Genomic DNA, 23,755 nt, shown 5'->3' on the forward strand with positions numbered 1-23,755 from the left:
AAGGTCGGTACTTGATTTGTAATCCCTGGACCTGTGCATGCCCTCTAGCCTTTCCCGTCGTTGGCACCTTCGCCAACTGATCGCTGCCTCCAGCCTCATTCTGCTTGTCGCCTGCGCCGAGAAACCCACCGCCGCGGACGCGCAACCCCTGCCAAAGCTCCAGACCGTGCCGGCCGTCGCGCCTGCCGTGGTCCCCCCTTTGGCCGTGGACAATCTTGATATCCAGCCGACCCAGACCTTTGCCGAATGGCAGGCTGGCTTTCGTGCGCAAGCCCTGAGCGCGGGGATCACACCCGCCGTTTTCGATAACGCCTTTGCCGGCGTGACACCCGACATGGCGGTGATTCGCGCCGATCGCAGCCAACCGGAATTTTCCCGCCCGGTATGGGAATACCTCGATGGCGCCCTGTCGCCGGTACGCGTGCGTAATGGCCAAGCCTTGCTGATCAAGTACGCCGATATCCTGCAACGCATCGAAGAGCGTTATGGCGTTGACCGCCAGGCACTGGTTTCGGTGTGGGGCATGGAAAGCAACTTTGGCCAGTTCCAGGGCAATAATTCGGTGATCCGATCGCTCGCGACCCTGGCCTATGAAGGCCGCCGCCCGGCGTTTGCCCAGGCGCAACTGCTGGCGGCGCTGCAGATCATCCAGCATGGCGATATCTCTGCCGACCAGATGAAAGGTTCGTGGGCCGGGGCCATGGGCCAGACCCAGTTCATCCCGACCACCTACAACACCCATGCCGTGGATTTCGATGGCGACGGTCGCCGCGATATCTGGAACAGCCCGGGCGACGCCCTGGCCTCCACTGCGCACTACCTGCAAAGCTCCGGCTGGCAGCGTGGCCAGCCGTGGGGCTTTGAGGTGAAACAACTGCCGGCGAACTTCGATTACGCCCTGGCCGACGGCGGCATCCGCAAGAGCGTTGGCGAGTGGATGAGGCTCGGCATTCAGCTGCCACCTGGCGCGAGCATGCCACCCAACGTCGAGCAACTGTCTGCCGCCCTGCTGCTGCCGGCCGGCTATCGTGGCCCGGCATTCCTGGTGCTGGATAACTTCCGCGCGATCCTCAAGTACAACAACTCATCGTCCTACGCGCTGGCCGTGGGCCTGCTCTCTGAGCGGTTTGGTGGCGGTGGTGTGATTCGTGGCGATTGGCCCAAGGATGAGCTGCCGCTGAGTCGCTCTCAGCGCATCGATTTACAAACAGTGCTCAGCGCCAAAGGCTATGAAGCGGGCAACCCGGACGGGATTATCGGCGCCAACACGCGCAAGGCGATTCGGGCGGCGCAGCAGTCGTTGGGTTGGCCCGCGGATGGGTATCCGACGGTGAAGCTGCTGGAGTCGTTGCAGAGCCGCTGAGGACACGATCGTTCCCACGCTCTGCGTGGGAATGCCGCCTTGGACGCTCTGCGTCTGCTCTTGAGGGGGTGACGCGGAGCGTCACAGGATGCATTCCCACGCAGAGCGTGGGAACGATCGACTCTCAGGGCTTGAACACTACATCCTGCTCCAACACCAACTGCTGCTCCCCCGCATCCAACCGCACCAGCGCGCCCAGCGGCAGCGTCAGGTTCGGGTCGCAGTGCCCACTGCGCCAGCCGGATAACACCGGAATACACAGCGGCTCGAAGGTCTGCTTGAGCAGCCGCTCCAACGCCGCCTTGTCCACACCCGATACATCCCCGACCAGCACACCGGCGACCTGGCACAGCTTGCCCGCCAGGCGCAAATGGGTCAGCAGCCGGTCTATTCGGTAGAGCGGCTCGTTGACGTCTTCGATAAACAGAATGATGCCTTCCGCGTCGATCTCAAACGCCGTGCCCATCACCGCTGCAATCATCGACAGGTTGCCACCGAGCAAACGCCCGCAAGCGATACCCGGCTCAATCGTGGTCAGCGGATAAGCAACCGGGTGTGCCAGCACGCTGCACTCGCTCAGTTGCCCGCGCAGCATGCTGAACAACGATGACTCTGTGGGCTGCTGTTTGTCACCGAGCAGGTCAGCGTTGAGCATTGGCCCATGAAAGGTCACAAAACCCGCGTAGCGGTTGATGGCCAGGTGCAATGCGGTGATGTCGCTGTACCCCACAAATGGCTTGGGGTTGGCACCAATCAGGTCGAAATCGAGCGTGTCCAGTAATCGCGGGGTGCCATAACCGCCCCGCAGGCAGAAGATGGCATCGATTTCGGGATCGGCAAACGCCGCATGCAAATCGCGCAGGCGCACCTCGTCGCTGCCGGCCAGGTAGCCATCGCGCTCATACACACCGGGAAATATGCGCAGCTCATGGCCACGGGCGCGCATCCACTGGCCGGCTTTTACAACATCCAGTGCGGCAGGGCCGGCGGGAGCGATCAGGCCAATGACGCCTTCGGGGCGCAGGGCAGGCACGGCAGCCGAGAGTTGAGTCGTCATCCATGGTTCTCCGTGGTTGGATACCCAGGCACTCTAGCCAGTGATGGTTGCAAACAGAAGGGAGAAAAGGAGGGAAACTCTGTAGGAGCAGTTCGGCTGCTCCTACAGAGGGGAAGCGCTTACGAAACCAGGCTTGCCTTGACCAGCTTGGCTTGCTCATCGGCGTGGTACGAGGAACGTACCAGCGGGCCCGAAGCCACGTTCTTGAAGCCCATCTTGTAACCTTCCTCGGCGAACCAGGCGAAGGTGTCCGGGTGCACGAAACGCTGCACCGGCAAGTGGCTGCGCGACGGTTGCAGGTACTGGCCCAGGGTCAGCATGTCGATGTCGTGTTCGCGCATGCGCTTCATGACTTCGATGACTTCTTCGTCGGTCTCGCCCAAGCCCAGCATCAGGCCGGACTTGGTCGGGATGTGCGGCATCATCTGCTTGAATTTTTGCAGCAGGGTCAGCGACCACTGGTAGTCCGAACCCGGACGCGCGGCCTTGTACAGGCGTGGCACGGTTTCCAGGTTGTGGTTGAACACATCCGGTGGCTCGGCCGCGGTGATTTCCAGCGCGACGTCCATGCGGCCGCGGTAGTCCGGCACCAGGGTTTCGAGCATCACGTTCGGCGACAGCTTGCGGATCTCGCGGATGCAGTCGGCAAAGTGCTGGGCACCGCCGTCACGCAGGTCGTCGCGGTCTACGGAAGTGATCACCACGTATTTGAGTTTCAGGTCGGCAATGGCAATCGCCAGGCTTTCCGGCTCGTTGACGTCCAGCGGCTTCGGCCGACCGTGGCCAACGTCGCAGAACGGGCAACGACGGGTGCAGATGTCACCCATGATCATGAAGGTGGCGGTGCCGCCGGAGAAGCACTCGCCCAGGTTCGGGCAGGAAGCTTCTTCGCACACACTGTGCAGCTTGTGTTTGCGCAGCAGGGCCTTGATACGGTCGACTTCCGGCGAAACCGGGATGCGCACGCGGATCCAGTCGGGCTTCTTCGGCAGTTCGGTGGTCGGGATGATTTTCACCGGGATGCGTGCAACCTTCTCGGCGCCGCGCAGCTTGACGCCGGCTTCGACCTTGGCACGCGGGGCCGGGGCCGGACGCTCGGTGATGTCCAGCGTCGGGATCATGGTTTGCACTGCATCAGTAGTCATAATCAGTCGATTCCGCCCGTGAGGGTCGTCTGCTCAGCATAGTCGAGGTGTTTGACGAGCTGCGCACGCAGCCGGGCACTTACCTCGGCAAATTTAATCGGTGTGGCGTGGTCGCTCAGTTGCGTCATCGCCAGCCCGGCGTAACCGCACGGGTTGATGCGCCGAAACGGCGCCAGGTCCATGTCCACATTCAGGGCCAGGCCATGAAAGGAGCAACCATGGCGAATGCGCAAACCGAGGGAGGCGATTTTCGCGCCGTCCACGTATACACCGGGTGCATCGGGCTTGGCCGCGGCGGTGACGCCGTAACTGGCCAACAGCTCGATCAGGCAAGCCTCCATGCGGCTTACCAGGTCACGCACGCCAAAACCCAGCTTGCGCACGTCCAGCAGCAAATAGGCCACCAGCTGACCAGGGCCATGGTAAGTCACTTGGCCACCTCGGTCGACCTGCACCACCGGAATATCACCCGGCAGCAGCAAGTGCTCAGCCTTGCCGGCCTGGCCCTGGGTGAAGACCGGCGGGTGTTCCACCAGCCAGATTTCATCCGGGGCCGAGCTGCCGCGCTCGTTAGTGAAGCGCTGCATGGCATGCCAGACCGGCTCGTAGGCCATCTGGCCGAGCTCGCGAAAGCCCAGGACCTGTGACATCACAACACCATGTGCACGAAGCCGGTGGCCCGCAGTTCACTGTTGATGTCGTAGAGCTGGTCTTGACCGGTCGCAACGATGTGCAACTGGATCGTGGTGTACTTACCGTTGGAGCTCAAACGCTCGTCCACCCGGTTGTCGTTGATCGTCGCGTGTTTACGCACGATCTCGAGAATCTTGTCTTTGTTGCCCACACCGGTATCGCTGATCACCTTGACGGGATAGTCCACGTTGGGGAATTCGATCTTTGGCGCCTTTACTTCTACTTCTTTATCGGTCATGGCAGAACAGCCTCGTAAGCGCTAAGCCGTGGCGACGGGCAAAGCCCCGCGCTGGATCAACGCGGGGCTTTGCAGGTGCGCACAATCAGTTGAACAAGCCGTAGAAGAATAGACGGATGCTATCCCACACGCGGCGGAAGATACCACCTTCGTCAACGGCGTCCAGTGCGATCAGGTCGGCGCTGTGCACCACCTTGTCGTCCAGCTTCACTTCGACTTTACCGATCACGTCACCCTTGGCGATTGGAGCAACCAACTGCGGGTTCATGGTCATGCTGGCCGCGAGCTTTTTCAGCTGGCCTTTAGGCATGGTCAGGGTCAGGTCATCAGCCAGGCCGGCCTTGACTTGATGGGTCGCGCCTTTCCATACCGGGGCTTGAGCCAGCTCGGCGCCCTTCTGGTAGAAGGTCTGGGTTTCGAAGAAGCGGAATCCGTAAGTCAGCAGTTTTTGCGTTTCGGCCGCACGGGCCTGCTCGCTGTTGGTGCCGAATACCACGGCGATCAGGCGCTGGCCATCACGTACGGCGGACGACACCATGCAGTAGCCGGCTTCGTCGGTGTGGCCGGTTTTCAGACCGTCGACGGTCTTGTCACGCCACAGCAGCAGGTTACGGTTAGGCTGCTTGATGTTGTTCCAGAAGAATTCCTTCTGGGAGTAGATCGCGTAGTGCACCGGGTCGACACGGATGATCGCGCGAGCCAGTACGGCCATGTCGTGAGCCGACGAGTAGTGCTCCGGGTTCGGCAGGCCGGTCGGGTTCATGAAGTGGCTGTTGGTCATGCCCAGGTCGCCGGCAGTCTTGTTCATCAAGTCGGCGAACGCGTCTTCGCTGCCGGCGATGTGCTCGGACAGGGCCACGCTGGCGTCGTTACCGGACTGGATGATGATGCCGTGCAACAGGTCGCTCACGGTCACCTGCGAACCGACCTTGATGAACATCCGCGAACCGCCGGTGCGCCACGCGTTTTCGCTGACGGTAACCGGGTCATTCTCGCCGATCTGGCCGCGACGGATTTCCAGGGTCGCGATGTAGGCCGTCATCAGTTTGGTCAGGCTGGCCGGGGGCAGGCGCTGGTCACCGTTGTTCTCGACCAGCACGTTGCCGCTGGCGGCATCCATGAGGACCCAGGCCTTGGCGGCCAGTTGCGGGGAAGCTGGCACCATTTCCACCGCCCAGGCGGCCGGGGTAATGATCAGCGAAAGTAGCAGGCACGTGCGTTTGGCTAAGGTGGTGATGTTCATCCGTCTCTCGAAATTGCTTATGGAAACTTGCCCTCGCGGGCAAAACTATTCAGACAGCCCGCTGCCAGACTGTCGCGTGTTCGGTTGCCCGCTCACCCCTTGCCCCTGGGTTTTTATTGTTCAACGAGCCAACAACCTCGGTTCAGGCGAACCTGAACCATCAATCCTTTTACTTATTCAGCCGTGACGACGCTGGGTTGCCCCAGGTTGGCCAGGCGCACACTGTTCTGCACGTGCGCCACTTCACTTGGCGAACCAATCGGGCCCATGCGCACACGGTGCAGGGTTTGCTGGTTACGCACGATGGAGCTGATAAACACTGGCGCGCTGACCATGCCGCTGAGCTTGGACCTTAACAGTTCTGCCGCATCCGGGTTGGCGAAAGCGCCGACCTGCAGGTACTGGCCACCCACTTTAGATGCGCCTGGCGCTGCATGTGGCACCACGACCGTGTCCGGTGCGTGCTGCGCCGGTGGCGGGGTCCACTGCTCGATCTTGCCCGCCGAGGCGGTCACTTGCGGTTGCGGGGTTTGCGGCTCGTTGAGCATCAATGGCGCCGGTTTGCCACGCTGAGCCCAATACTGCGCCGGGTCGATACCTTCGACTTTCACGCGCGCGGTGCCGGTTTCGGCATAACCGAGTTTCTTCGCGGCGGCGTAGGACAAGTCGATGATCCGGTCCGAATAGAAGGGCCCACGGTCGTTGACCCGCAGGATCACCGAGCGGTGGTTGTCCAGGTTGGTCACGCGTACATAGCTGGGCAGCGGCAAGGTCTTGTGGGCCGCGCTCATGCCGTACAGGTCATACACTTCGCCGTTGGCGGTGTTCTGGCCATGGAATTTGGTGCCGTACCAGGACGCCGTGCCCGTTTGCGAGTAGGTCTTGGAATCCTGCAGCGGGAAGTAATTCTTGCCCAGCACGGTATACGGGTTGGCTTTGTAAGGCCCGGTGTGCAGGGTCGGCGTGGCATCCGGGATCTTCGATACATCGACATCCCACCACGGCGCGCCGTCTTTGTGCGCGCGGTTGATGTCCAGGCCCGGCTGGGCGCGCACGATAGCCCCGCCCTTCGGCGCCGGAGCACGGCTGGTGGTGGAGGAGCAACTGACAACCAGCAAGGACAACGCGGCGAACGCCACCAGCTTGAGCGGTTTTTGGAACGGCGATACCCGCATTACTTGTTGCCCCGTGCTTGGACCAGCATGTCTGACAGCTGATGCACGGCCATGGCGTACATCACACTGCGGTTATAACGCGTGATTGCGTAAAAATTCTTCAGGCCCATCCAGTATTCCGGGCCGTTTGCGCCTTCGAGGCGGAACGCCGTCACCGGCATATCATCGCGTGGCGCATTCTGACTCGACCAGCCCAGCGCTCGCAACTCCCCGACGGTCTTGACCGGCTCAATACCTTGGGTCAAACCTTCGTCGGCGCGCTCGCCGGTGACATCGGCGCGGATCACCACCGGTTCACCGGCCACCCAGCCATGACGCTTGAAGTAGCTGGCCACGCTGCCGATGGCATCGTCCGGGTTGCTCCAGATATTAATGTGGCCGTCACCGTCGAAGTCCACCGCATAGGCGCGGAAACTGCTCGGCATAAACTGCGGCAGGCCCATCGCACCGGCGTAGGAGCCCTTGAGCGTCAACGGGTCGACCTGTTCTTCCCGGGCCAGCAGCAGGAATTCACGCAGCTCCTTGCGAAAAAACTCGGCACGCGGCGGGTAATCGAAGCCCAGGGTCGACAAGGCGTCGATCACCCGGTAACTGCCGGTGTTGCGCCCGTAGAAGGTTTCGATACCGATGATGGCGACGATAATCTGGGCGGGCACGCCGTATTCCTGCTCGGCGCGCGCCAGTACCGCTTCGTGCTGGCGCCAGAAGTCCACGCCACGCGCCACGCGGGCGTCGGTGAGGAACATCGGGCGGTAGTCTTTCCACTGTTTGACGCGCTCGGCGGGACGCGAGATCGCATCAAGGATCGCCTGCTTGCGCTGGGCTTCACGGAACACGCCCATCAGCTGTTCACCGGCAAAACCGTAGTCGCGGGTCATTTCACCGACAAATTCGGCGACCTGGGGTGAACCATCGTAGTCACCGGCCTGCACCTCTTGCGTCGCGCCCAGGAGCCCAATCAGGCCCATCCAGGACGCGTGCCGAGTCGCCCAGCCGCGCATTAATTGCATTGACATCTTCACCTTATTCAAACCTGCGCGATCCACTTGCGATGCGTGTGAATCGACATCAAAACCCCAAACGCTGACATCAATGTCACCAGCGAAGTTCCGCCGTAGCTAATGAACGGCAACGGCACCCCAACCACCGGCAACAGGCCACTGACCATACCGATGTTGACGAAAACGTAAACAAAAAAAGTCATGGTCAGGCTGCCGGCGAGCAATTTGCCAAACAGCGTCTGCGCCTGGGCGGTAATCACCAGGCCGCGACCAATCAGCAGCAAATAGATCAGCAACAGCGCGCAAATGCCCACCAGGCCGAACTCTTCACCCATTACCGCAATGATGAAGTCGGTATGGCTTTCGGGCAAAAAGTCCAGGTGTGACTGGGTACCCAGTAACCAACCTTTGCCAAACACGCCCCCGGAACCAATCGCCGCCTTGGACTGGATGATGTTCCAGCCGGTGCCCAGCGGGTCGCTCTCCGGATCAAGGAAGGTCAGGATCCGCTGCTTCTGGTAGTCGTGCATAAAGAAGAACCACATGGCCACGGCCACCGGGATCGCTGCGGCCAGCACGCTGAGGATCCAGCGCCAACGCAGGCCGCCCATAAACAGCACGAACGCCCCGCCCGCGAGGATTAGCAGCGAGGTGCCGAGGTCGGGCTGGCGCACAATCAAGATGAACGGCACGCCGATCAATATCAGGCTGATGCCCACGTGCTTGAGCTGCGGCGGCAAAGTGCGCTTGGACAAATACCAGGCGATGGTCGCCGGCATCAGGATCTTCATGAATTCCGACGGCTGGAAGCGAATCACCCCCGGAATGTTGATCCAGCGCGTCGCGCCCATGGCGTTGTGGCCCATTACGTCCACCACCACCAGCAGCAACACACCAACGACATACCCCAGCGGCACCCAGCGCGCCATGAAACGCGGCTCCAGCTGGGCGATAACCACCATCGACAACAGACCCAGGCCGAACGACGACGCCTGCTTAATCAGCAGGTCCCAGTTTTTACCGCTGGCCGAATACAGCACGAACAGGCTGCCGGCCGCCAAGGTCAGCAGCAAAATCAACAACGGGCCATCAATGTGCATGCGCTGCAGCAACGTCGCACGGCGACGCATCACATCCTCGCTGGAGAGGATGCGGTCAAAATTACTCTTCACGGGCCGTAACCTCAGTACTTGAAGGGGGGCCGCCATATTCGGGTTTGAGCCTGCCGTCGTCGGCCAACAGCCAGGCGTCCATGATCTGGCGCACCACAGGCGCCGCGACGCCGGAGCCGGACTCGCCGTTCTCGACCATCACCGCCACCACGATTTTCGGCGCGTCGGCCGGCGCAAAGCCGACAAACAAGGCGTGGTCGCGGTGACGCTCCTGAACCTTGGAGCGGTCATATTTCTCGCCCTGCTTGATCGCGACCACCTGGGCCGTACCGCTTTTGCCGGCAATGCGGTATTGCGCACCGACCGCGGCCTTGCGCGCCGTGCCACGGGCGCCGTGCATCACTTGCTGCATACCGTGGTTGACCTTGGTCCAGTCGGACGGGTCGCGCAGCACAATGTCCGGAATCGGGTTTTCATCCACAGGCTTTTCGCCTTCGATGGTCTTGGCCAGGTGCGGGCGGTTCCACACGCCTTTGTTGGCCACCAGCGCGGTGGCCTGGGCCAGTTGCAGCGGTGTGGCCTGCATGTAGCCCTGGCCGATGCCGAGGATCAGGGTTTCGCCCGGGAACCACGCCTGGCGACGGGTCGCGCGTTTCCACTCCCGCGACGGCATCAAGCCAGGGGATTCTTCGAACATATCCAGGGAGACTTTCTGACCAAGGCCGAACTTGCCCATATAGGCAGACAGGCGATCAATCCCCAGCTTGTGGGCCAGGTCATAAAAATAGGTGTCGTTGGAACGCATGATCGCGGTGTCCAAGTCGACATAGCCGTCACCGGTGCGGTTCCAGTTACGGTATTTGTGATCGTAGTTGGGCAGCATGTAGTAGCCGGGGTCGTAAACGCGGCTCGAGGCCGTGACCACACCCGAATCCAGACCGGCAATCGCCACCGCCGGCTTGATGGTCGAACCCGGCGGGTACAGCCCGCGCAGTACGCGGTTGAACAGCGGCCGATCGATGGAATCACGCAACTCGGCATAGGCCTTGAAGCTGATACCGGTCACAAACAGGTTCGGGTCGAAACTCGGCTGGCTGACCATCGCCAGTACTTCGCCAGTGGCCGGGTCAAGCGCCACCACGGCGCCACGACGACCGCCGAGAGCCATCTCCGCGGCTTCCTGCAACTTGATATCCAGGCTCAGCACAATGTCTTTGCCGGGGATCGGGTCGGTGCGCTTGAGCACACGCAGCACGCGGCCACGGGCGTTGGTCTCAACTTCTTCGTAACCCACCTGGCCGTGCAACTCCGGCTCGTAGAAACGCTCGATGCCGGTTTTGCCGATATGGTGGGTGCCGCTGTAATTCACCGGATCGAGGCTTTTCAGCTCTTTCTCGTTGATGCGCCCCATGTAGCCGACCGAGTGCGCGAAGTGTGCCCCTTGCGGGTAATGCCGCACCAACTGCGCCACCACTTCCACACCCGGCAAACGGAACTGGTTCACCGCAATGCGCGCGATCTGTTCTTCATTGAGCTCGAACAGGATCGGCACCGGCTCAAATGGCCGACGCCCCTGTTTCATGCGTTTTTCGAAGATCACGCGGTCTTCCGGCGTCAGTTGCAGCACCTCGACGATCACGTCGAGGACCTGCTGCCAATCGCCGGAACGCTCGCGGGTCATGCTCAGGCTGAAACTGGGCCGGTTGTCTGCTACCACTACGCCATTGCGGTCGAAAATCAACCCGCGGGTCGGCGGGATCGGCTGCACATGCACCCGGTTGTTTTCCGACAACGTGGAGTGATAGTCGTACTGGATCACCTGCAGGTAATACAGGCGCGCAATCAGCACCGCAATCAAACCCACCACCAAAAAAGCGCCAAACACCACGCGCGCGCGTACCAGACGTGCGTCTTTCTCGTGGTCCTTGATGCGGATCGGCTGGGTCATCGGCAATGGCGCAGATTATTTGTGGTAAGGGTGCCCGGACAGAACTGTCCAGGCGCGATACAGCTGTTCACCGATCAGAATCCTTACCAACGGGTGCGGCAACGTGAGTGCCGACAACGACCAGCGCTGGTCCGCCCGCGCGCAGACTTCCGGCGCCAGCCCTTCGGGGCCGCCGACCATGAAGTTGACGGTACGCGAGTCCAGGCGCCAGCGGTCCAGTTCCACCGCCAACTGCTCGGTGCTCCAGGGCTTGCCGTGCACCTCGAGGGTGACGATGCGCTCGTTGGGGCCGACCTTGGCCAGCATGGCTTCGCCTTCCTGCCGGATAAAGCGCGCCACGTCGGCATTCTTGCCCCGGGTGTTGAGCGGTATTTCCACCAGCTCCAGCGACAGCTCAGCGGGCAGACGCTTGGCATACTCGTGCCAGCCTTCTTCCACCCACTTGGGCATGCGTGAACCGACAGCGATCAGACGCAGGCGCACAGCCGTTCCTTATTCCTGGTCTTTGTTGAGCTTGTCGAAGTGCGCGTGGCCCACTTCCGGGCTGTGGTGCTTGCCATCGGCCGCGCGGCTCTGCTCGGCGCCTTTCCACAGACGCTCCAGGTCGTAGAACTGACGGGCGTTGCTGGTCATCATGTGAACGATCACGTCGTCCATGTCCAGCAGTACCCAGTCGCTGTCGCCCTTGCCTTCTTCACCCAGTGGCTTGACGCCTTGGGCTTTGACGGCTTCGCGAACCTTGTCGAGCATCGCGCCGATCTGGCGGTTGGACGTACCGGTGGCAATGATCATGTAGTCGGTGATGCTTTGCTTGTCGCGCACGTCCAGTACCTGGATGTCCTGGGCTTTAACGTCTTCCAGGGCCGCCACGGCGACTTTTACCAGCTCTTCGCCAGCCAGCTCTGGGCCGGTGTGCGCTTCTACCGGCAGCGGGGCGCTTTTGAACGTGCCTTTGCGCTTAACTTTGCTTACGTCTTTGTTCGTCATATAAAACTCGTTTTGCTCGTATGTTCGGGCGCTCGCTGCACGAATGTTCGTGCGATCAAGCGCGCCTTTTCAGTTCGACGCACGGTAAAGCCCGTGCGCATCGATGTAGGCCAGGACCGCGTCAGGCACCAGGAAACGTACCGACTTCCCGCTGGCCAGCAGTTGACGGATCTGGGTGGCGGACACCGCAAGCGGGGTCTGCCAGACGAATGCAATATTCCCGTTCGGCCCGGTCAGGGCCAAGGGGTCACTTACCGATCGCGCAGCCAGCAGGTTGCGCAAGGCATCCGGCGATTCGCTGTCGGCATCCGGGCGTTGCAAAACCAGGATGTGGCAATGCTGGAGGAGTTCCTCCCAGCGATGCCAAGAGGGCAGGCCGCAAAATGCGTCCCAGCCCAAAAGCAGAAACAACTGGTCATCTGCGGCCAACTCGGCGCGCATCAGTTCCAGGGTGTCGACAGTGTAGGACGGTTTATCGCGTTTGAGTTCGCGGTCGTCCACCACCAGCGGCGGTATACCGTCTACGGCCACGCGCACCATCTCCAGGCGTTGCTGCGCAGACACCTGCGGCATATCGCGATGAGGCGGGCGCGCATTGGGCATCACGCGCAACTCATCCAGCGCGAGGGCATCCGCGACTTCCAGGGCACTGCGCAAATGGCCGATGTGCACGGGGTCGAAGGTGCCACCGAGCAGCCCGATGCGTTTACCCATCAAGTGCGCACATGACCGTCGCCGAACACCACGTACTTCTCGCTGGTCAGGCCTTCCAGGCCGACCGGGCCGCGTGCGTGGAGCTTGTCGGTGGAAATGCCGATCTCCGCCCCCAGGCCATACTCGAAGCCGTCGGCAAAACGCGTCGAGGCGTTGATCATCACCGAGGCGGAATCCACTTCAGTGAGGAAACGCCGGGCATCGCTGAAATGCTCGGAAACAATGGCGTCGGTGTGCTTGGAGCCGTATTTGTTGATGTGTTCGATGGCCTGGTCCAGGTCGTCGACGATGCGAATCGACAGGATCGGCGCCGTGTACTCGGTGTACCAGTCGTCTTCAGTGGCTTCGATCACGTCCGCGCCCAGCAGTGCACGGGTGCGTTCGCAGCCGCGCAGTTCCACGCCCTTGTCACGGTAGATGGCAGCCAGCGGCGGCAGCACGCGCTCGGCAATGCCGACGTGCACCAGCAGGGTTTCCATGGTGTTGCACGGGGCGTAGCGGTGGGTCTTGGCGTTGTCGGCGATACGGATCGCCTTGTCGAGGTCGGCCGCGATGTCGATGTACACATGGCACACGCCGTCCAGGTGCTTGATCACTGGCACCTTGGCATCACGGCTGACGCGTTCGATCAGGCTCTTGCCACCACGCGGCACGATCACGTCGACGAATTCCGGCATGGTGATCAACGCGCCTACGGCAGCGCGATCAGTGGTTTCCACCACCTGCACCACTTCAGCCGGCAGCTCGGCCACGGCCAGGCCCTGCTGAATGCACACAGCAATGGCGCGGTTGGAATGAATGGCCTCGGAACCGCCCCGCAGGATGGTGGCGTTGCCCGACTTGAGGCACAGGCTCGCGGCGTCGATGGTCACGTTCGGGCGCGACTCATAGATGATGCCGATCACACCCAGGGGCACGCGCATCTTGCCCACCTGAATGCCGGACGGCAGATAGCGCATATCGCGGATTTCACCGATGGGGTCAGGCAGCTTGGCCACCTGACGCAGGCCTTCGATCATGTCGTCGATACGTGCCGGGGTCAGCGCCAGGCGGTCCAGCAGGGCCGGCTCCAGGCCATTGGCGCGGCCGTTGGCCAGGTCCAGTTCGTTGGCGGCGGCCAACTCGGAGCGCGAAGCATCCAGAGCATCGGCGGCAGCCAGCAGGGCACGGTTCTTCTGCGCAGTGCTCGCACGGGCGATCAACCGCGAGGCCTGCCGGGCAGCGCGACCCAGGCGGGTCATGTAGTCAAGAACGGACTCAGTCATGGTCAGGGAGTCTTGGCAAAGAGGAAAGCGGCAGATTATAGCTGTGACGCCGCCCGACTGACAGCGGTGAGGGGCGGATGGTCGAAATGAACTGTAAAAACTTGGGGTTCAGCGGTAATTAAGGTGGGAGTTGTTATTATTCGGTCACATTTAGCCGTATTAACCTGTGCCGCCATGTCCAGTTTTGCCCCACAGCTCCCCGCCAGCGCCCTGCCCGACAGCTTCTTCGACCGTGACGCGCAAATACTTGCGCGCCAATTGCTCGGCAAAGTCATCCGCCATCGCGTCGGTGAAACCTGGCTTTCGGCGCGAATTATCGAAACCGAAGCCTATTACGTGGCCGAAAAAGGCAGCCATGCCTCACTCGGCTACACAGAAAAGCGTAAGGCTTTGTTTCTGGATGGTGGGCACATCTACATGTACTACGCCCGTGGCGGCGATTCGCTGAACTTCAGCGCCCACGGCCCCGGCAATGCGGTGCTGATCAAATCGGCTTACCCGTGGGTCGATGAGCTGTCCGGCCCGGCGAGCCTGGCGCAGATGCTGCTCAATAACCCGGACGCCAATGGCCAGCCGCGCCCCTCGCAAAAGCTCTGCGCCGGCCAAACGCTGCTGTGCAAAGCATTGGGCCTGAAAGTGCCGATGTGGGACGCCAAGCGCTTCGACCAGGAACTGCTGTTTGTTGAAGACGTGGGCCAAACCCCGACGCAGATCATCCAGACCACCCGCCTGGGCATCCCCAGCGGGCGTGATGAGCACCTGATGTACCGCTTTGTGGACGCAGGTTATGCGCCTTATTGCACGCGGAACCCGCTGCGCCGGGGCCAGGTCGAAGGCCGTGATTATTTTTTGATTTGAACAGACAGAAGCAGCCAAGCAGATCGAATGTGGGAGCTGGCTTGCCTGCGATAGCGGTTGAACATTCACTCTGGAGGTGACTGACACACCGCCATCGCAGGCAAGCCAGCTCCCACAGTTGATCGCCACTGCCGATATAAATGGAGTGAAGTTTTATGGGCCAATGGCTCGATAGCATTACCGGCTGGCTCACACTGAACCCCGAATGGCTGGCGGTGGCGGTATTTATCGTCGCGTGCGTTGAGTGCCTGGCCATCGCCGGTCTGATCGTGCCAGGCACGGTATTGCTGTTTGCCATTGCGGCCCTCGCCGGCAGCGGTGCGCTGTCGTTGAGTGAAACCTTGCTGCTGGGCTTTCTCGGCGGCTTGCTGGGCGACGGGGTTTCCTACTACCTGGGCCGACACTTCCATCAGAACATCCGCCGCCTGCCCGGTTTACGCCACCACCCGGAATGGATGAACGGCGCCGAAACCTACTTCCATAAATACGGCATCGCCAGCCTGCTGGTCGGGCGCTTCATCGGCCCGCTGCGCCCTATGTTGCCGATGGTGGCGGGCATGTGCGACATGCCGTTCCCACGCTTTGCCGCCGTGAGCATCGTGGCCGCCGCCGGCTGGTCGGTGGCCTACCTGCTGCCGGGCTGGGCCACCGGCGCGGCCTTTCGCCTGCCGCTGCCGGAAGGTTTCTGGCTGGAAGCCGGGATTGTCGCCGGGTGTATCGCGGTGTTGCTGGGGCTGAGCTTGAACAGCAGCCTGCGCGGCCATCGTCGTGCCACCTTGTGGGTCGGTTGCGCCAGCCTGACGTTGTTGATCGCCCTGTTTATCGGCTATCCCCACCTCAATCACTTCGACCAGGGCCTCAGTGCGCTGGTGCAGGAGCACCGCAGCCCGTGGCTGGACGAGGTGATGGTGCGGATTACCCAATTGGGTGAATTCAGGAAAATGTTTATCGCCAGCGCGATTTTCACCGGCCTGCTGCTGGTGGCGCGGCAATGGCGGCATGCCGTGTTCGTCGGCGCCACGTTGGCGGGGGCGGCGGTGATCAACACCGGCACCAAACTGTTTTTCGCCCGTGGCCGCCCGGAAATCCTCACAGAGCCACTGACCAGTTTCAGCATGCCCAGCGGCCACGCCTCCGGCGCCTTTGCATTCTTTCTCGCACTGGCGGTGCTGGCCGGGCGCGGGCAACCCACGCGCCTGCGCCTGACCTGGATGTTGCTGGGCTGTATTCCCGCCGCCTTCATTGCCTTGTCGCGGGTGTACCTGGGCGCGCATTGGCCCACGGACATCCTGGCCGGCACCTTGCTGGCGATGACGGTGTGCGCCTTCAGCCTGGGCGCCAGCCAGTACCGCACCCCACTGCCGGCGATGCCGCAAAAGGTCTGGTGGTGGATGTTGCCGGTGGTGGTCGCGGTGCTCGGTTTTATCGCCTTCACCGGCACCCCCCACGCGTTGCTGCGCTACGCCTACTGAGTGAAGAGTTCGCCCTGCAACTCGTCGAGCAACATCTGGATCGCATCCAGGCGTTGCTGCGGGTCATCGAGTTGCAGCAGGTCGATCTTGTCGGCCTCGGTGAACGGCAGCAAATACGCCAGCTGATTGCCCAAGGCTTGCTGGCCCTCGGCATGGGCGTCCATGTCCAGCGAGGCCACCATCGGGTGCTCGGCCAGGGCCTGGAGCAACGCCAGCAGGTCAGCGTCCTCTTCTTCCAAAGGGTGGTCGGGCTGTTCTTCGAGCCATTGCACCTCGGCTACCAGTAACTGGTCCTTCTGCACGCCGGCGTCGCGTACGCGGAAGCGGCGACCACCTTCGACACGAATCCCCAGCAGGCCGTTGTCCTGCTGCTTGAAATCGCGGATCAGCGCTTCACAACCGATCAGCGCGTAGCCGTCCGGTGCCATGCCGACTTCCTTGCCGTCGAGGATGCACACCACACCAAAGCTTTCGCCCTTTTTCATGCAGCGGCTGATCATGTCCAGGTAGCGCGCCTCGAACAGTTGCAAGTCGAGGGTGCAGCCGGGGAACAGCACGGTATTGAGCGGGAACAGCGCCAGACTCATAAAGGTTTCCTTAAACCTGGTTTAAACGATCACCGACACGGCCAACGGCAGGAAAACCGCCGTGCCCACGCCCATCAGACTCATGGCCAACGCCGCAAAGGCGCCGCACTCTTCACTTTCCTGCAAGGCCACCGAGGTGCCGACGGCGTGGGCGGTCATGCCCAGCGCCATGCCCCGCGCCTCGGGGCTGTGCACGCCGAGGCGCGACAGGTACGCCGGGCCGATCATCGCGCCGATCACCCCGGTGATCAGCACAAACACCGCCGCCAGCGCGGCCACGCCACCGATCTGCTCGGCCACCAGCATGGCAATCGGCGAGGTCACCGATTTGGGCGCCATGGTCATCAGCATCATATGTTCAGCGCCGAACCACCAGCCCAGCAGCACGCACAAGCCGGTGGCCACCACCCCGCCTATCACCAGCGTAGTAAATATCGGCCAGAACAATTGACGAATCCGTCGCAGGTTCAAGAACAGCGGCACCGCCAGGGCCACCGTCGCCGGGCCGAGCAGGATGCCCATGATCTCGGTGCTCTTGCGGTATTCGACGTAGGTCAGGCCGCAGCTGAGCAACACGCCGATCACCAGCAGCATCGACACCAGCACCGGTTGCAGGAAAATCCAGCGGGTTTTCTCGAATGCCGCCAGCACCAGTTGGTAGGCGCCAAGGGTGATGCCGATGCCGAACAAGGGGTGATGAATGACGGCCGCCCAAGCGCCCTGCCAGTCGCCGATCATTGATCGCGCTCCTTGCGCTTGACCATGCGCTGCATCAGCACGCCGACAAAGCCCATGGCGATCACCAGCGACAAAACGAGCGCGCCGATGATGGCCCAGAAATCGGCGGCAATGTCCTTGGCGTAGACCATCACACCCACCGCCGGCGGCACCAGCAGCAACGGCAAATAACGTAACAGGCTGCTGGCGGCCAGGCTCAGGGGCTCGCCGACTTCACCGCGCCAGATCAGAAAACCGAGCATCAGCAGCAAGCCGATAATCGGCCCCGGCAGCACCGGCAACAGCAAATGGTTGATCGCGGTGCCGATCAATTGAAACAGCACCAGCCAGGTCAGTCCCCGTAACAGCATCGCTCTCTCCCCTCTAAAGCTGGGACGCATTATAAGCACGCCCACCGTATGCTTCGGCATTCGCCAAAAGCATGGTGGGTTGACCGGGTGGGTTGCCCATGATGATCTACATTGGTTCTCTGTAACTCATAAAAACAGAATCGATGAACCAAGGAGAGTCGCAATGCCCTATGTACCTGTAGCGCAGCTCAAAGATTATGTCGGCAAGGAACTGGGACGTTCCGATTGGCTCACCATCGACCAGGCGCGTATCAACCTGTTCGCAGAAGCCACTGGCGATCATCAGTTCATCCACGTCGACCCGGTCAAGGCCGCCAAGACACCGTTCGGCAGCACCATTGCCCACGGTTTCCTGTCGCTGTCGCTGATGCCCAAGCTGATGGAAGACATCCTGATCATGCCCGAAGGCCTGAAGATGGCCGTCAACTACGGCCTGGACAGCGTGCGTTTTATCCAGCCGGTGAAGGTCGACTCCAAGGTCCGCCTGAACGTCACCCTCACCGACGTGACCGAGAAAAAACCTGGCCAATGGCTATTTAAGGCCACCGCCACCCTGGAAATCGAAGGCCAGGAAAAACCCGCTTACATCGCCGAGTCGTTGTCACTCTGCTTCGTGTAAGGCCGTGCCTGTGGCGAGGCAATAAACCTTGCCACAGTGTATGTAAATTTATGTATGAATCTCGCAGCTGCGGCATACTCGGCGCTTAATTATCCGGATCCCGCTATGCGCCCACTCGCTCCCCTTGCCCTTGCCCTGTTGCTCACCGCTTGCGGAGACGGCGAATCGCTGTTGCCGCCCGATGCGCGCCTGCCCGACGGCGGCCGTTATCGGGGTGATGTGGTCAACGGTTTGCTGCAAGGCCAGGGCCGCGTGGACTACCCCAACGGCAGTTGGTACGCCGGCCAGTTCGACAAAGGCCAGTGGCACGGCCAGGGCGAATGGCATGGCAGCAACGGCGAGGTCTACAAAGGCCAGTTCCAGCAAGGCCTGTTCGACGGCCATGGCAGCCTGACCACGGCGGGCAGCAGCTACGTCGGCGGTTTCAAGAACGGGCGACGCAACGGCGAAGGCACCCTCAAAGAGGGGCAGATGACCTATCGCGGCGAATTCAAAAACGATCAATATTCCGGCCTTGGCCGCCTGGAGTTGGCCGACGGCAGCCAGTACCAGGGCCAGTTCGTGCACGGCAAACCCAATGGCGAAGGCCAGCGCAACGACGACAGCGGCAACCAGTTCAGCGGCCGCTTTGTCGACGGCCAGCTTGAAGGCAATGGCACCTTCAACAGTGCCGACGGCGATATCTATGTCGGCCAGTTCAAACAGAACCAGCTCAACGGCAAGGGCCGTTATGAAAACGCCGACGGCGACGTGTGGATCGGCCAGTTCAAGGAAGGCGCGCTCAGCGGCAAAGGCGAGCTGATCGGCGTGGACGGCAGCCACTACGTGGGCCAGTTCAGCGAATGGCGCTTCAGCGGCGAAGGCCGCCTGAACCTCACCGACGGCAGTTTCTATGTCGGCGGTTTCGACAGCGACAGCTATCAAGGCAAAGGCACCCTGGTGCTCACCGACGGCACCGTGCAGGCCGGCACCTGGGTCAACGGCATGCGCGTGCGTGACGCCGATGGCAAGTTGCTGCCCGACCCACTCGAGGTCGGCATACTGGCCCAAGGCCGCTTGCTCGATGCCGCCCTCGCCGCCGTGCCACCTTCCACGCCTGCCGTCGAGCTATACACCCTGGTGTTGGCCGGCGATGGCAAACAAAGCGTGTTCCTGCGCGAAGCCGATTACGTCAGCAACATGCTCGCCACGCGCTTCGGCGCGCGCGGGCAGATCCGCCTGGTCAACCATCGCGACCACATCGCCGACCGCCCGCTGGCCACCCGCGAAAGCCTGCGCCGCGCCGTGCAAACCCTGGCCGAGCGCACCGGGCCGCAAGACCTGGTGTTTATCTACATGACCAGCCACGGCACCCACGAACACGAACTGGTGCTCGACCAGCCGCGCATGGAACTGGCCGACCTGCCCGCCGATGAACTGGCCGCCGTGCTTGCGCCGCTCAAGGAGCGTGACAAGATCATCGTGATTTCCGCCTGTTATTCCGGCGGGTTTATCCCGGCCCTGAAGGACGAACACACGCTGATCATGACCGCTTCGCGCGCGGATCGCGTGTCCTTCGGTTGTTCCGAGGAAGCGGACTTCACCTACTTCGGCGACGCCCTGTTCGCCCAGGCCTTCAACCAGACCGACGATTTGCAACAAGCCTTCAAACTGGCGCAGTTGCATGTGGCCGAGCGTGAACAGGCAGACAACTTCGAAGCCTCTGAACCGCAGATCTGGGCGCCCAAAGGCGTGATCGCACACTGGCAATTGTTACGTAAACAGCAGGCACGAAAGGCGCTCGAAAGCGTCTCAATGAATAGCAAGGAAGCCAAAGGCAACTAAGCTGTAACGTGTAACAAGGGGGAAACACCATGTACCTGACACCTCAGCATATCCTGCTCGCAGGCGCCTCCGGCCTGACCGGTGAACACCTGCTCGACCGCCTGCTCAACGAGCCCACAGTGACCCGCGTACTGGCACCTAGCCGCAAGCCACTGGCCGAACACCCGCACCTGGAAAACCCGGTGGGCAACCCGACGGTGTTGCTGCCGCAACTGAGCGGCCAGGTCGATATCGCCTTCTGCTGCCTGGGCACCACGATTAAAAAAGCCGGCTCAGAAGAAGCCTTCCGCGCGGTCGACCTGGACATGGTGGTGGCCTTCGCCAAGCGCGCACGGGAAATGGGCGCGCGGCACCTGATCGTGATCAGCGCGATTGGCGCCGACCCGAAATCCTCGATCTTCTACAACCGCGTCAAAGGCGAAATGGAACAGGCGCTCAAGGCCCAGGACTGGCCGCAACTGACCATCGTGCGGCCTTCGTTGCTGCTGGGGGAACGCCTGGAGTCGCGCCTGGCCGAGAAAATCGCCGGGCCGTTGTCGCGGTTGATTCCGGGCAAATACCACGGCATCGAAGTCTGCGAACTGGCCCGCGCCATGTGGCGCCTGGCGCTGGAAGAACAGGATGGCGTGCGGGTGGTGGAGTCGGATGAGTTGCGCAAGCTCGGCAAGTAATTTTGCGGCGCCTGTGCCCACGCCATCGCAGGCAAGCCAGCTCCCACCTTTGGAATGCATTCCCCTGTGGGAGCCGGGCTTGCCCGCGATAGGGCCGGCGCATTCAACACAACACTAAAGCCCGCCCGTTGCGTTGAACCCCACACCCAACACCGTCAATAACGACAGCGGCAACAGCAAGGTATCGAGCAGCGCACTGGCCGGCAGGTCCACATGCGGATAGCTCGGCGCCTCAGCGCCAAAGCGATCCTTGGCGCAACAGCCGCCATTGATCGCATACAAATCCAGCCGCGTGCCGGCATACACCACCGGTGCCCCAGGTTGCGCGGCATCCAGGGTGCGCGCCGTGGCGCAGCCCGTCAGGTGCAGCGCCAACACCACCAGCAGCGCCTTATTCATCGCTGCTCAAATGGTGCTCGCCCCAACGTGGCAGCATGTCCTGGGGAATGTTCAGCAGGTTGAGAATGCGCGCCACCACAAAGTCCACCAGGTCATCGATGGTTTGGGGCTGGTGATAAAACCCTGGCGAAGCCGGCAAGATGGTCACGCCCATGTTCGACAACTTGAGCATGTGCTCCAGGTGAATGCTCGAATACGGCGCCTCGCGGGGCACCAGGATCAACTGGCGGCGCTCCTTCAAGGTCACGTCCGCCGCCCGCTCGATCAGGTTGTTGCAGGCGCCCGTGGCAATCGCCGACAAGGTGCCGGTGGAGCATGGCACCACCACCATCGCCGCCGGCGCGCCGGAGCCGGACGCCACCGGCGACATCCAGTCTTCTTTACCGTACACCTTGATCTGCCCCGCCGCCGCGCCGGTGTACTCGGTGAGGAAGGCTTGCATCATCTGCACCTTGGCCGGCAGTTGCACATCCGTCTCGGTGGCCAGCACCAACTGCGCGGCCTTGGAAATCAGAAAGTGCACCTCGCGATCTTCGCGCACCAGGCAGTCCAGCAGGCGCAGGCCGTAAGGCGCACCGGAAGCGCCGGTCATCGCCAGGGTAATGCGTTCCGGGCCACTCATTGGAGCGCCTCGGCCAGCTTGCCGTGCAGGCCGCCGAAGCCGCCGTTGCTCATGACCACCACATGGGTGCCGGGCTTGGCCTGGTGTTTGACGTGCTCGATGATCGACTCAATGGAGTCACACACGATGGAGGGCACCGTGCACAGCGCCGCAATCGCCGGCAGGTCCCAGCCGAGATTGGCCGGGGCGTACCAGACCACTTGGTCGGCGTCGTTGACGCTTTGCGGCAAACCATCGCGGTGCGCGCCGAGCTTCATGGAATTGGAGCGCGGCTCGATAATGGCAATGATATTGGCATCACCGACGCGCTTGCGCAGGCCATCCAGCGTGGTCGCAATGGCTGTTGGATGGTGGGCAAAGTCGTCGTAGATGGTAATCCCGTTCACATCAGCAACTTTTTCCATGCGGCGTTTCACGCTCTTGAACGCGCTCAAGGCGGCGATGCCCATGGACGGCACCACGCCCACATGCCGTGCGGCCGCCAGGGTGACCAAGGCATTGGCGACGTTATGTTGACCGGTCATGCCCCATTCAACGACGCCCTGGGCCTCGCCTTCGAACAGCACTTCAAAGCGCGAGCCGTCTTCGCTGAGCAACTTGACCTGCCACTGCCCGCCCGCGCCGGTGGTTTGCACCAGCGTCCAGCAGCCCATGTCGATCACGCGCTGCAAGGCCGCTTCGGTGGTCGGGTGGATCACCAGGCCTTCACTCGGGATGGTGCGCACCAAATGGTGGAACTGGCGCTCGATGGCGGCCAGATCGGGGAAAATGTCCGCGTGATCGAACTCCAGGTTGTTGAGGATCGCGGTGCGCGGGCGGTAGTGGACGAATTTGGAACGTTTGTCGAAGAAGGCGCTGTCGTACTCATCGGCCTCAATCACAAAAAACGGCGTGTCGCCCAGGCGCGCCGACACCGAGAAGTTCTGCGGCACGCCGCCGATCAGGAAACCCGGGGCCATGCCCGCGTGCTCCAGCACCCAGGCCAGCATGCTGCTGGTGGTGGTCTTGCCGTGGGTTCCCGCGACCGCCAGTACCCAACGGCCTTGCAGCACATGGTCGGCCAGCCACTGCGGGCCGGACACATACGGCAAGCCTTTGTTGAGTACATATTCGACCGCCGGGTTGCCACGGGACATGGCGTTGCCGATCACCACCAGGTCCGGCACCGGGTCAAATTGCGCGGGGTCGTAACCTTGGGTCAGTTCAATACCCTGGGCCTGCAACTGGGTGCTCATGGGCGGGTAGACGTTGGCGTCGGAGCCGGTGACGTGATGGCCCAGCTCTTTGGCCAGAACCGCCATCGAACCCATGAATGTGCCGCAGATACCTAGAATATGAATGTGCATAGTTGACCTCGTAAACATCGAGGCAGGTTAGCGCAGGGAGTAGGAAATCGCACCTTTTAAACGGTTGCAGCGCGAGCGAACTGCGCCAGGCACTTCGCTCGAGGGCGCCTTGTTCACGCGGCGAAACACTTTAAGTAGTTGCCTTGATTGAGTGGGCAACTGCTGTTGGGTGGTTGCGTCGGAACAACTCACTGCGAGGTGTACGACACTGGCGCTAACTAGACCGCTGGAGTGTCAACTCGGGTGATCACCACTTGTCGCTCGGTCGCGTTCACGTCGGGCGATGGCTGTGAATAGCTGGCGTCGGCAGCGTAGCGAGTGGGCTTGA

The 23,755-nt window shown here is 61.8% G+C and carries 25 protein-coding genes; 6 read left to right on the forward strand and 19 right to left on the reverse strand.

The genetic code is table 11. The features are described from left to right. The first annotated feature begins 37 nt into the window (after window positions 1-37). Window positions 38-1,363: a lytic murein transglycosylase gene (locus AOA59_RS10305; protein ID WP_099487154.1), complete on the forward strand. Its 1,326-nt coding sequence runs from the start codon at window positions 38-40 to the stop codon at window positions 1,361-1,363. Between the two features lie 124 nt (window positions 1,364-1,487). On the opposite strand, the gene AOA59_RS10310 is transcribed toward AOA59_RS10305, so the two are convergent. The 13 genes from AOA59_RS10310 to AOA59_RS10370 all read right to left on the reverse strand — a co-directional run bounded on the left by AOA59_RS10310 (window position 1,488) and on the right by AOA59_RS10370 (window position 13,941). Continuing rightward, window positions 1,488-2,420 carry an LD-carboxypeptidase gene (locus AOA59_RS10310; protein ID WP_068932025.1) on the reverse strand — a complete coding sequence of 311 codons (933 nt, stop codon included), beginning with the start codon at window positions 2,418-2,420 and terminating at the stop codon, window positions 1,488-1,490. Window positions 2,421-2,539: 119 nt separating this feature from the next. Further along, the gene (gene lipA, locus AOA59_RS10315) at window positions 2,540-3,541 is read right to left on the reverse strand and encodes a lipoyl synthase (RefSeq protein ID WP_057444888.1); all 1,002 of its coding nucleotides are present in this window, start codon (window positions 3,539-3,541) and stop codon (window positions 2,540-2,542) included. A 26-nt stretch (window positions 3,542-3,567) separates the two neighbouring features. Then, window positions 3,568-4,215 (reverse strand): lipoyl(octanoyl) transferase LipB, encoded by a 648-nt coding sequence (gene lipB / locus AOA59_RS10320; RefSeq protein WP_016973912.1) that lies wholly within the window; start codon window positions 4,213-4,215, stop codon window positions 3,568-3,570. Then, on the reverse strand, window positions 4,215-4,496 hold the full coding sequence (locus tag AOA59_RS10325; RefSeq protein WP_017136054.1) for a DUF493 domain-containing protein: 282 nt from the start codon (window positions 4,494-4,496) through the stop codon (window positions 4,215-4,217). The genes lipB and AOA59_RS10325 overlap by 1 nt, the downstream gene beginning before the upstream one ends. A gap of 85 nt (window positions 4,497-4,581) precedes the next feature. Beyond that, window positions 4,582-5,739: a D-alanyl-D-alanine carboxypeptidase family protein gene (locus tag AOA59_RS10330; RefSeq protein ID WP_017136053.1), complete on the reverse strand. Its 1,158-nt coding sequence runs from the start codon at window positions 5,737-5,739 to the stop codon at window positions 4,582-4,584. 173 nt (window positions 5,740-5,912) lie between these two features. Continuing rightward, complete coding sequence (locus tag AOA59_RS10335; protein ID WP_099487156.1) at window positions 5,913-6,914, reverse strand: septal ring lytic transglycosylase RlpA family protein; 1,002 nt, start codon at window positions 6,912-6,914, stop codon at window positions 5,913-5,915. Then, on the reverse strand, window positions 6,914-7,924 hold the full coding sequence (gene mltB, locus AOA59_RS10340) for a lytic murein transglycosylase B (protein WP_099487158.1): 1,011 nt from the start codon (window positions 7,922-7,924) through the stop codon (window positions 6,914-6,916). The genes AOA59_RS10335 and mltB overlap by 1 nt, the downstream gene beginning before the upstream one ends. Before the next feature lie 17 nt (window positions 7,925-7,941). Further along, window positions 7,942-9,045, reverse strand: coding sequence for a rod shape-determining protein RodA (gene rodA / locus AOA59_RS10345; protein ID WP_178076257.1), 1,104 nt, complete (start codon window positions 9,043-9,045; stop codon window positions 7,942-7,944). A gap of 31 nt (window positions 9,046-9,076) precedes the next feature. Beyond that, window positions 9,077-10,975, reverse strand: a complete 1,899-nt coding sequence (mrdA, locus tag AOA59_RS10350) for a penicillin-binding protein 2 (RefSeq protein ID WP_056861964.1) — start codon at window positions 10,973-10,975, stop codon at window positions 9,077-9,079. A 15-nt stretch (window positions 10,976-10,990) separates the two neighbouring features. Then, complete coding sequence (gene rlmH, locus AOA59_RS10355; protein ID WP_003176297.1) at window positions 10,991-11,458, reverse strand: 23S rRNA (pseudouridine(1915)-N(3))-methyltransferase RlmH; 468 nt, start codon at window positions 11,456-11,458, stop codon at window positions 10,991-10,993. Window positions 11,459-11,467: 9 nt separating this feature from the next. After that, complete coding sequence (gene rsfS / locus AOA59_RS10360) at window positions 11,468-11,962, reverse strand: ribosome silencing factor (RefSeq protein ID WP_010206793.1); 495 nt, start codon at window positions 11,960-11,962, stop codon at window positions 11,468-11,470. Between the two features lie 69 nt (window positions 11,963-12,031). Then, a complete protein-coding gene (gene nadD, locus AOA59_RS10365; protein ID WP_099487161.1) occupies window positions 12,032-12,676 on the reverse strand; it encodes a nicotinate-nucleotide adenylyltransferase in 645 nt (214 codons plus the stop codon). After that, window positions 12,676-13,941, reverse strand: a complete 1,266-nt coding sequence (locus tag AOA59_RS10370; RefSeq protein ID WP_056861962.1) for a glutamate-5-semialdehyde dehydrogenase — start codon at window positions 13,939-13,941, stop codon at window positions 12,676-12,678. Before AOA59_RS10370 ends, nadD begins: the two co-directional genes overlap by 1 nt. A 174-nt stretch (window positions 13,942-14,115) precedes the next feature. On the opposite strand from AOA59_RS10370, the gene AOA59_RS10375 reads away from it, so the two are divergent. Further along, a complete protein-coding gene (locus tag AOA59_RS10375) occupies window positions 14,116-14,799 on the forward strand; it encodes a DNA-3-methyladenine glycosylase (protein WP_099487163.1) in 684 nt (227 codons plus the stop codon). Window positions 14,800-14,954: 155 nt separating this feature from the next. After that, a complete protein-coding gene (locus AOA59_RS10380; protein ID WP_099487165.1) occupies window positions 14,955-16,271 on the forward strand; it encodes a bifunctional DedA family/phosphatase PAP2 family protein in 1,317 nt (438 codons plus the stop codon). On the opposite strand, the gene AOA59_RS10385 is transcribed toward AOA59_RS10380, so the two are convergent. Genes AOA59_RS10385 through AOA59_RS10395 form a run of 3 tightly spaced genes read right to left on the reverse strand, consistent with a single transcriptional unit; the run spans window position 16,265 to window position 17,946 of the window. Continuing rightward, window positions 16,265-16,858, reverse strand: coding sequence for an LON peptidase substrate-binding domain-containing protein (locus AOA59_RS10385; protein WP_099487167.1), 594 nt, complete (start codon window positions 16,856-16,858; stop codon window positions 16,265-16,267). The two genes, AOA59_RS10380 and AOA59_RS10385, sit on opposite strands and share 7 nt — an antisense overlap. A 21-nt stretch (window positions 16,859-16,879) precedes the next feature. After that, window positions 16,880-17,596, reverse strand: a complete 717-nt coding sequence (locus AOA59_RS10390) for an LrgB family protein (protein WP_065911246.1) — start codon at window positions 17,594-17,596, stop codon at window positions 16,880-16,882. Then, window positions 17,593-17,946, reverse strand: a complete 354-nt coding sequence (locus AOA59_RS10395; protein ID WP_017136042.1) for a CidA/LrgA family protein — start codon at window positions 17,944-17,946, stop codon at window positions 17,593-17,595. The genes AOA59_RS10390 and AOA59_RS10395 overlap by 4 nt, the downstream gene beginning before the upstream one ends. Before the next feature lie 163 nt (window positions 17,947-18,109). Here AOA59_RS10395 and AOA59_RS10400 point away from each other — a divergent pair, with 163 nt between their 5' ends. The 3 genes from AOA59_RS10400 to AOA59_RS10410 all read left to right on the forward strand — a co-directional run bounded on the left by AOA59_RS10400 (window position 18,110) and on the right by AOA59_RS10410 (window position 21,060). Then, window positions 18,110-18,565, forward strand: a complete 456-nt coding sequence (locus tag AOA59_RS10400) for a MaoC family dehydratase (protein WP_065911248.1) — start codon at window positions 18,110-18,112, stop codon at window positions 18,563-18,565. 105 nt (window positions 18,566-18,670) lie between these two features. Then, the gene (locus tag AOA59_RS10405; RefSeq protein WP_099487168.1) at window positions 18,671-20,389 is read left to right on the forward strand and encodes a C13 family peptidase; all 1,719 of its coding nucleotides are present in this window, start codon (window positions 18,671-18,673) and stop codon (window positions 20,387-20,389) included. A gap of 29 nt (window positions 20,390-20,418) precedes the next feature. Further along, the gene (locus AOA59_RS10410) at window positions 20,419-21,060 is read left to right on the forward strand and encodes an oxidoreductase (protein WP_065911250.1); all 642 of its coding nucleotides are present in this window, start codon (window positions 20,419-20,421) and stop codon (window positions 21,058-21,060) included. Between the two features lie 114 nt (window positions 21,061-21,174). Here the strand turns inward: AOA59_RS10410 and AOA59_RS10415 are convergent, their stop codons facing one another. From AOA59_RS10415 to mpl, 3 genes are read right to left on the reverse strand one after another with little or no spacing between them, the layout of a single operon-like run. Further along, window positions 21,175-21,459, reverse strand: coding sequence for a YceK/YidQ family lipoprotein (locus AOA59_RS10415; RefSeq protein WP_099487170.1), 285 nt, complete (start codon window positions 21,457-21,459; stop codon window positions 21,175-21,177). After that, the gene (ubiX, locus tag AOA59_RS10420; RefSeq protein ID WP_017136038.1) at window positions 21,452-22,081 is read right to left on the reverse strand and encodes a flavin prenyltransferase UbiX; all 630 of its coding nucleotides are present in this window, start codon (window positions 22,079-22,081) and stop codon (window positions 21,452-21,454) included. The genes AOA59_RS10415 and ubiX overlap by 8 nt, the downstream gene beginning before the upstream one ends. Then, the gene (gene mpl / locus AOA59_RS10425) at window positions 22,078-23,427 is read right to left on the reverse strand and encodes a UDP-N-acetylmuramate:L-alanyl-gamma-D-glutamyl-meso-diaminopimelate ligase (protein WP_099487172.1); all 1,350 of its coding nucleotides are present in this window, start codon (window positions 23,425-23,427) and stop codon (window positions 22,078-22,080) included. Before mpl ends, ubiX begins: the two co-directional genes overlap by 4 nt. Between the last annotated feature and the right edge of the window lie 328 nt (window positions 23,428-23,755).

Source organism: Pseudomonas sp. 2822-15 (genome assembly GCF_002742515.1).
Taxonomy (GTDB): domain Bacteria; phylum Pseudomonadota; class Gammaproteobacteria; order Pseudomonadales; family Pseudomonadaceae; genus Aquipseudomonas; species Aquipseudomonas salomonii.

Coding starts and splice junctions, on each gene's coding strand:
- AOA59_RS10415 (WP_099487170.1), bottom strand. CDS start 21,459: ATGAATAAGGCGCTGCTGGTGGTGTTGGCGCTGCACCTGACGGGCTGC.
- AOA59_RS10380 (WP_099487165.1), top strand. CDS start 14,955: ATGGGCCAATGGCTCGATAGCATTACCGGCTGGCTCACACTGAACCCC.
- AOA59_RS10400 (WP_065911248.1), top strand. CDS start 18,110: ATGCCCTATGTACCTGTAGCGCAGCTCAAAGATTATGTCGGCAAGGAA.
- nadD (WP_099487161.1), bottom strand. CDS start 12,676: ATGGGTAAACGCATCGGGCTGCTCGGTGGCACCTTCGACCCCGTGCAC.
- ubiX (WP_017136038.1), bottom strand. CDS start 22,081: ATGAGTGGCCCGGAACGCATTACCCTGGCGATGACCGGCGCTTCCGGT.
- mpl (WP_099487172.1), bottom strand. CDS start 23,427: ATGCACATTCATATTCTAGGTATCTGCGGCACATTCATGGGTTCGATG.
- AOA59_RS10385 (WP_099487167.1), bottom strand. CDS start 16,858: ATGAGTCTGGCGCTGTTCCCGCTCAATACCGTGCTGTTCCCCGGCTGC.
- AOA59_RS10395 (WP_017136042.1), bottom strand. CDS start 17,946: ATGCTGTTACGGGGACTGACCTGGCTGGTGCTGTTTCAATTGATCGGC.
- rsfS (WP_010206793.1), bottom strand. CDS start 11,962: ATGACGAACAAAGACGTAAGCAAAGTTAAGCGCAAAGGCACGTTCAAA.
- AOA59_RS10370 (WP_056861962.1), bottom strand. CDS start 13,941: ATGACTGAGTCCGTTCTTGACTACATGACCCGCCTGGGTCGCGCTGCC.
- mltB (WP_099487158.1), bottom strand. CDS start 7,924: ATGCAATTAATGCGCGGCTGGGCGACTCGGCACGCGTCCTGGATGGGC.
- AOA59_RS10410 (WP_065911250.1), top strand. CDS start 20,419: ATGTACCTGACACCTCAGCATATCCTGCTCGCAGGCGCCTCCGGCCTG.
- rodA (WP_178076257.1), bottom strand. CDS start 9,045: ATGCGTCGCCGTGCGACGTTGCTGCAGCGCATGCACATTGATGGCCCG.
- AOA59_RS10325 (WP_017136054.1), bottom strand. CDS start 4,496: ATGACCGATAAAGAAGTAGAAGTAAAGGCGCCAAAGATCGAATTCCCC.
- AOA59_RS10375 (WP_099487163.1), top strand. CDS start 14,116: ATGTCCAGTTTTGCCCCACAGCTCCCCGCCAGCGCCCTGCCCGACAGC.
- mrdA (WP_056861964.1), bottom strand. CDS start 10,975: ATGACCCAGCCGATCCGCATCAAGGACCACGAGAAAGACGCACGTCTG.
- AOA59_RS10405 (WP_099487168.1), top strand. CDS start 18,671: ATGCGCCCACTCGCTCCCCTTGCCCTTGCCCTGTTGCTCACCGCTTGC.
- AOA59_RS10305 (WP_099487154.1), top strand. CDS start 38: ATGCCCTCTAGCCTTTCCCGTCGTTGGCACCTTCGCCAACTGATCGCT.
- AOA59_RS10310 (WP_068932025.1), bottom strand. CDS start 2,420: ATGACGACTCAACTCTCGGCTGCCGTGCCTGCCCTGCGCCCCGAAGGC.
- AOA59_RS10330 (WP_017136053.1), bottom strand. CDS start 5,739: ATGAACATCACCACCTTAGCCAAACGCACGTGCCTGCTACTTTCGCTG.
- AOA59_RS10390 (WP_065911246.1), bottom strand. CDS start 17,596: ATGATCGGCGACTGGCAGGGCGCTTGGGCGGCCGTCATTCATCACCCC.
- lipA (WP_057444888.1), bottom strand. CDS start 3,541: ATGATCCCGACGCTGGACATCACCGAGCGTCCGGCCCCGGCCCCGCGT.
- lipB (WP_016973912.1), bottom strand. CDS start 4,215: ATGTCACAGGTCCTGGGCTTTCGCGAGCTCGGCCAGATGGCCTACGAG.
- AOA59_RS10335 (WP_099487156.1), bottom strand. CDS start 6,914: ATGCGGGTATCGCCGTTCCAAAAACCGCTCAAGCTGGTGGCGTTCGCC.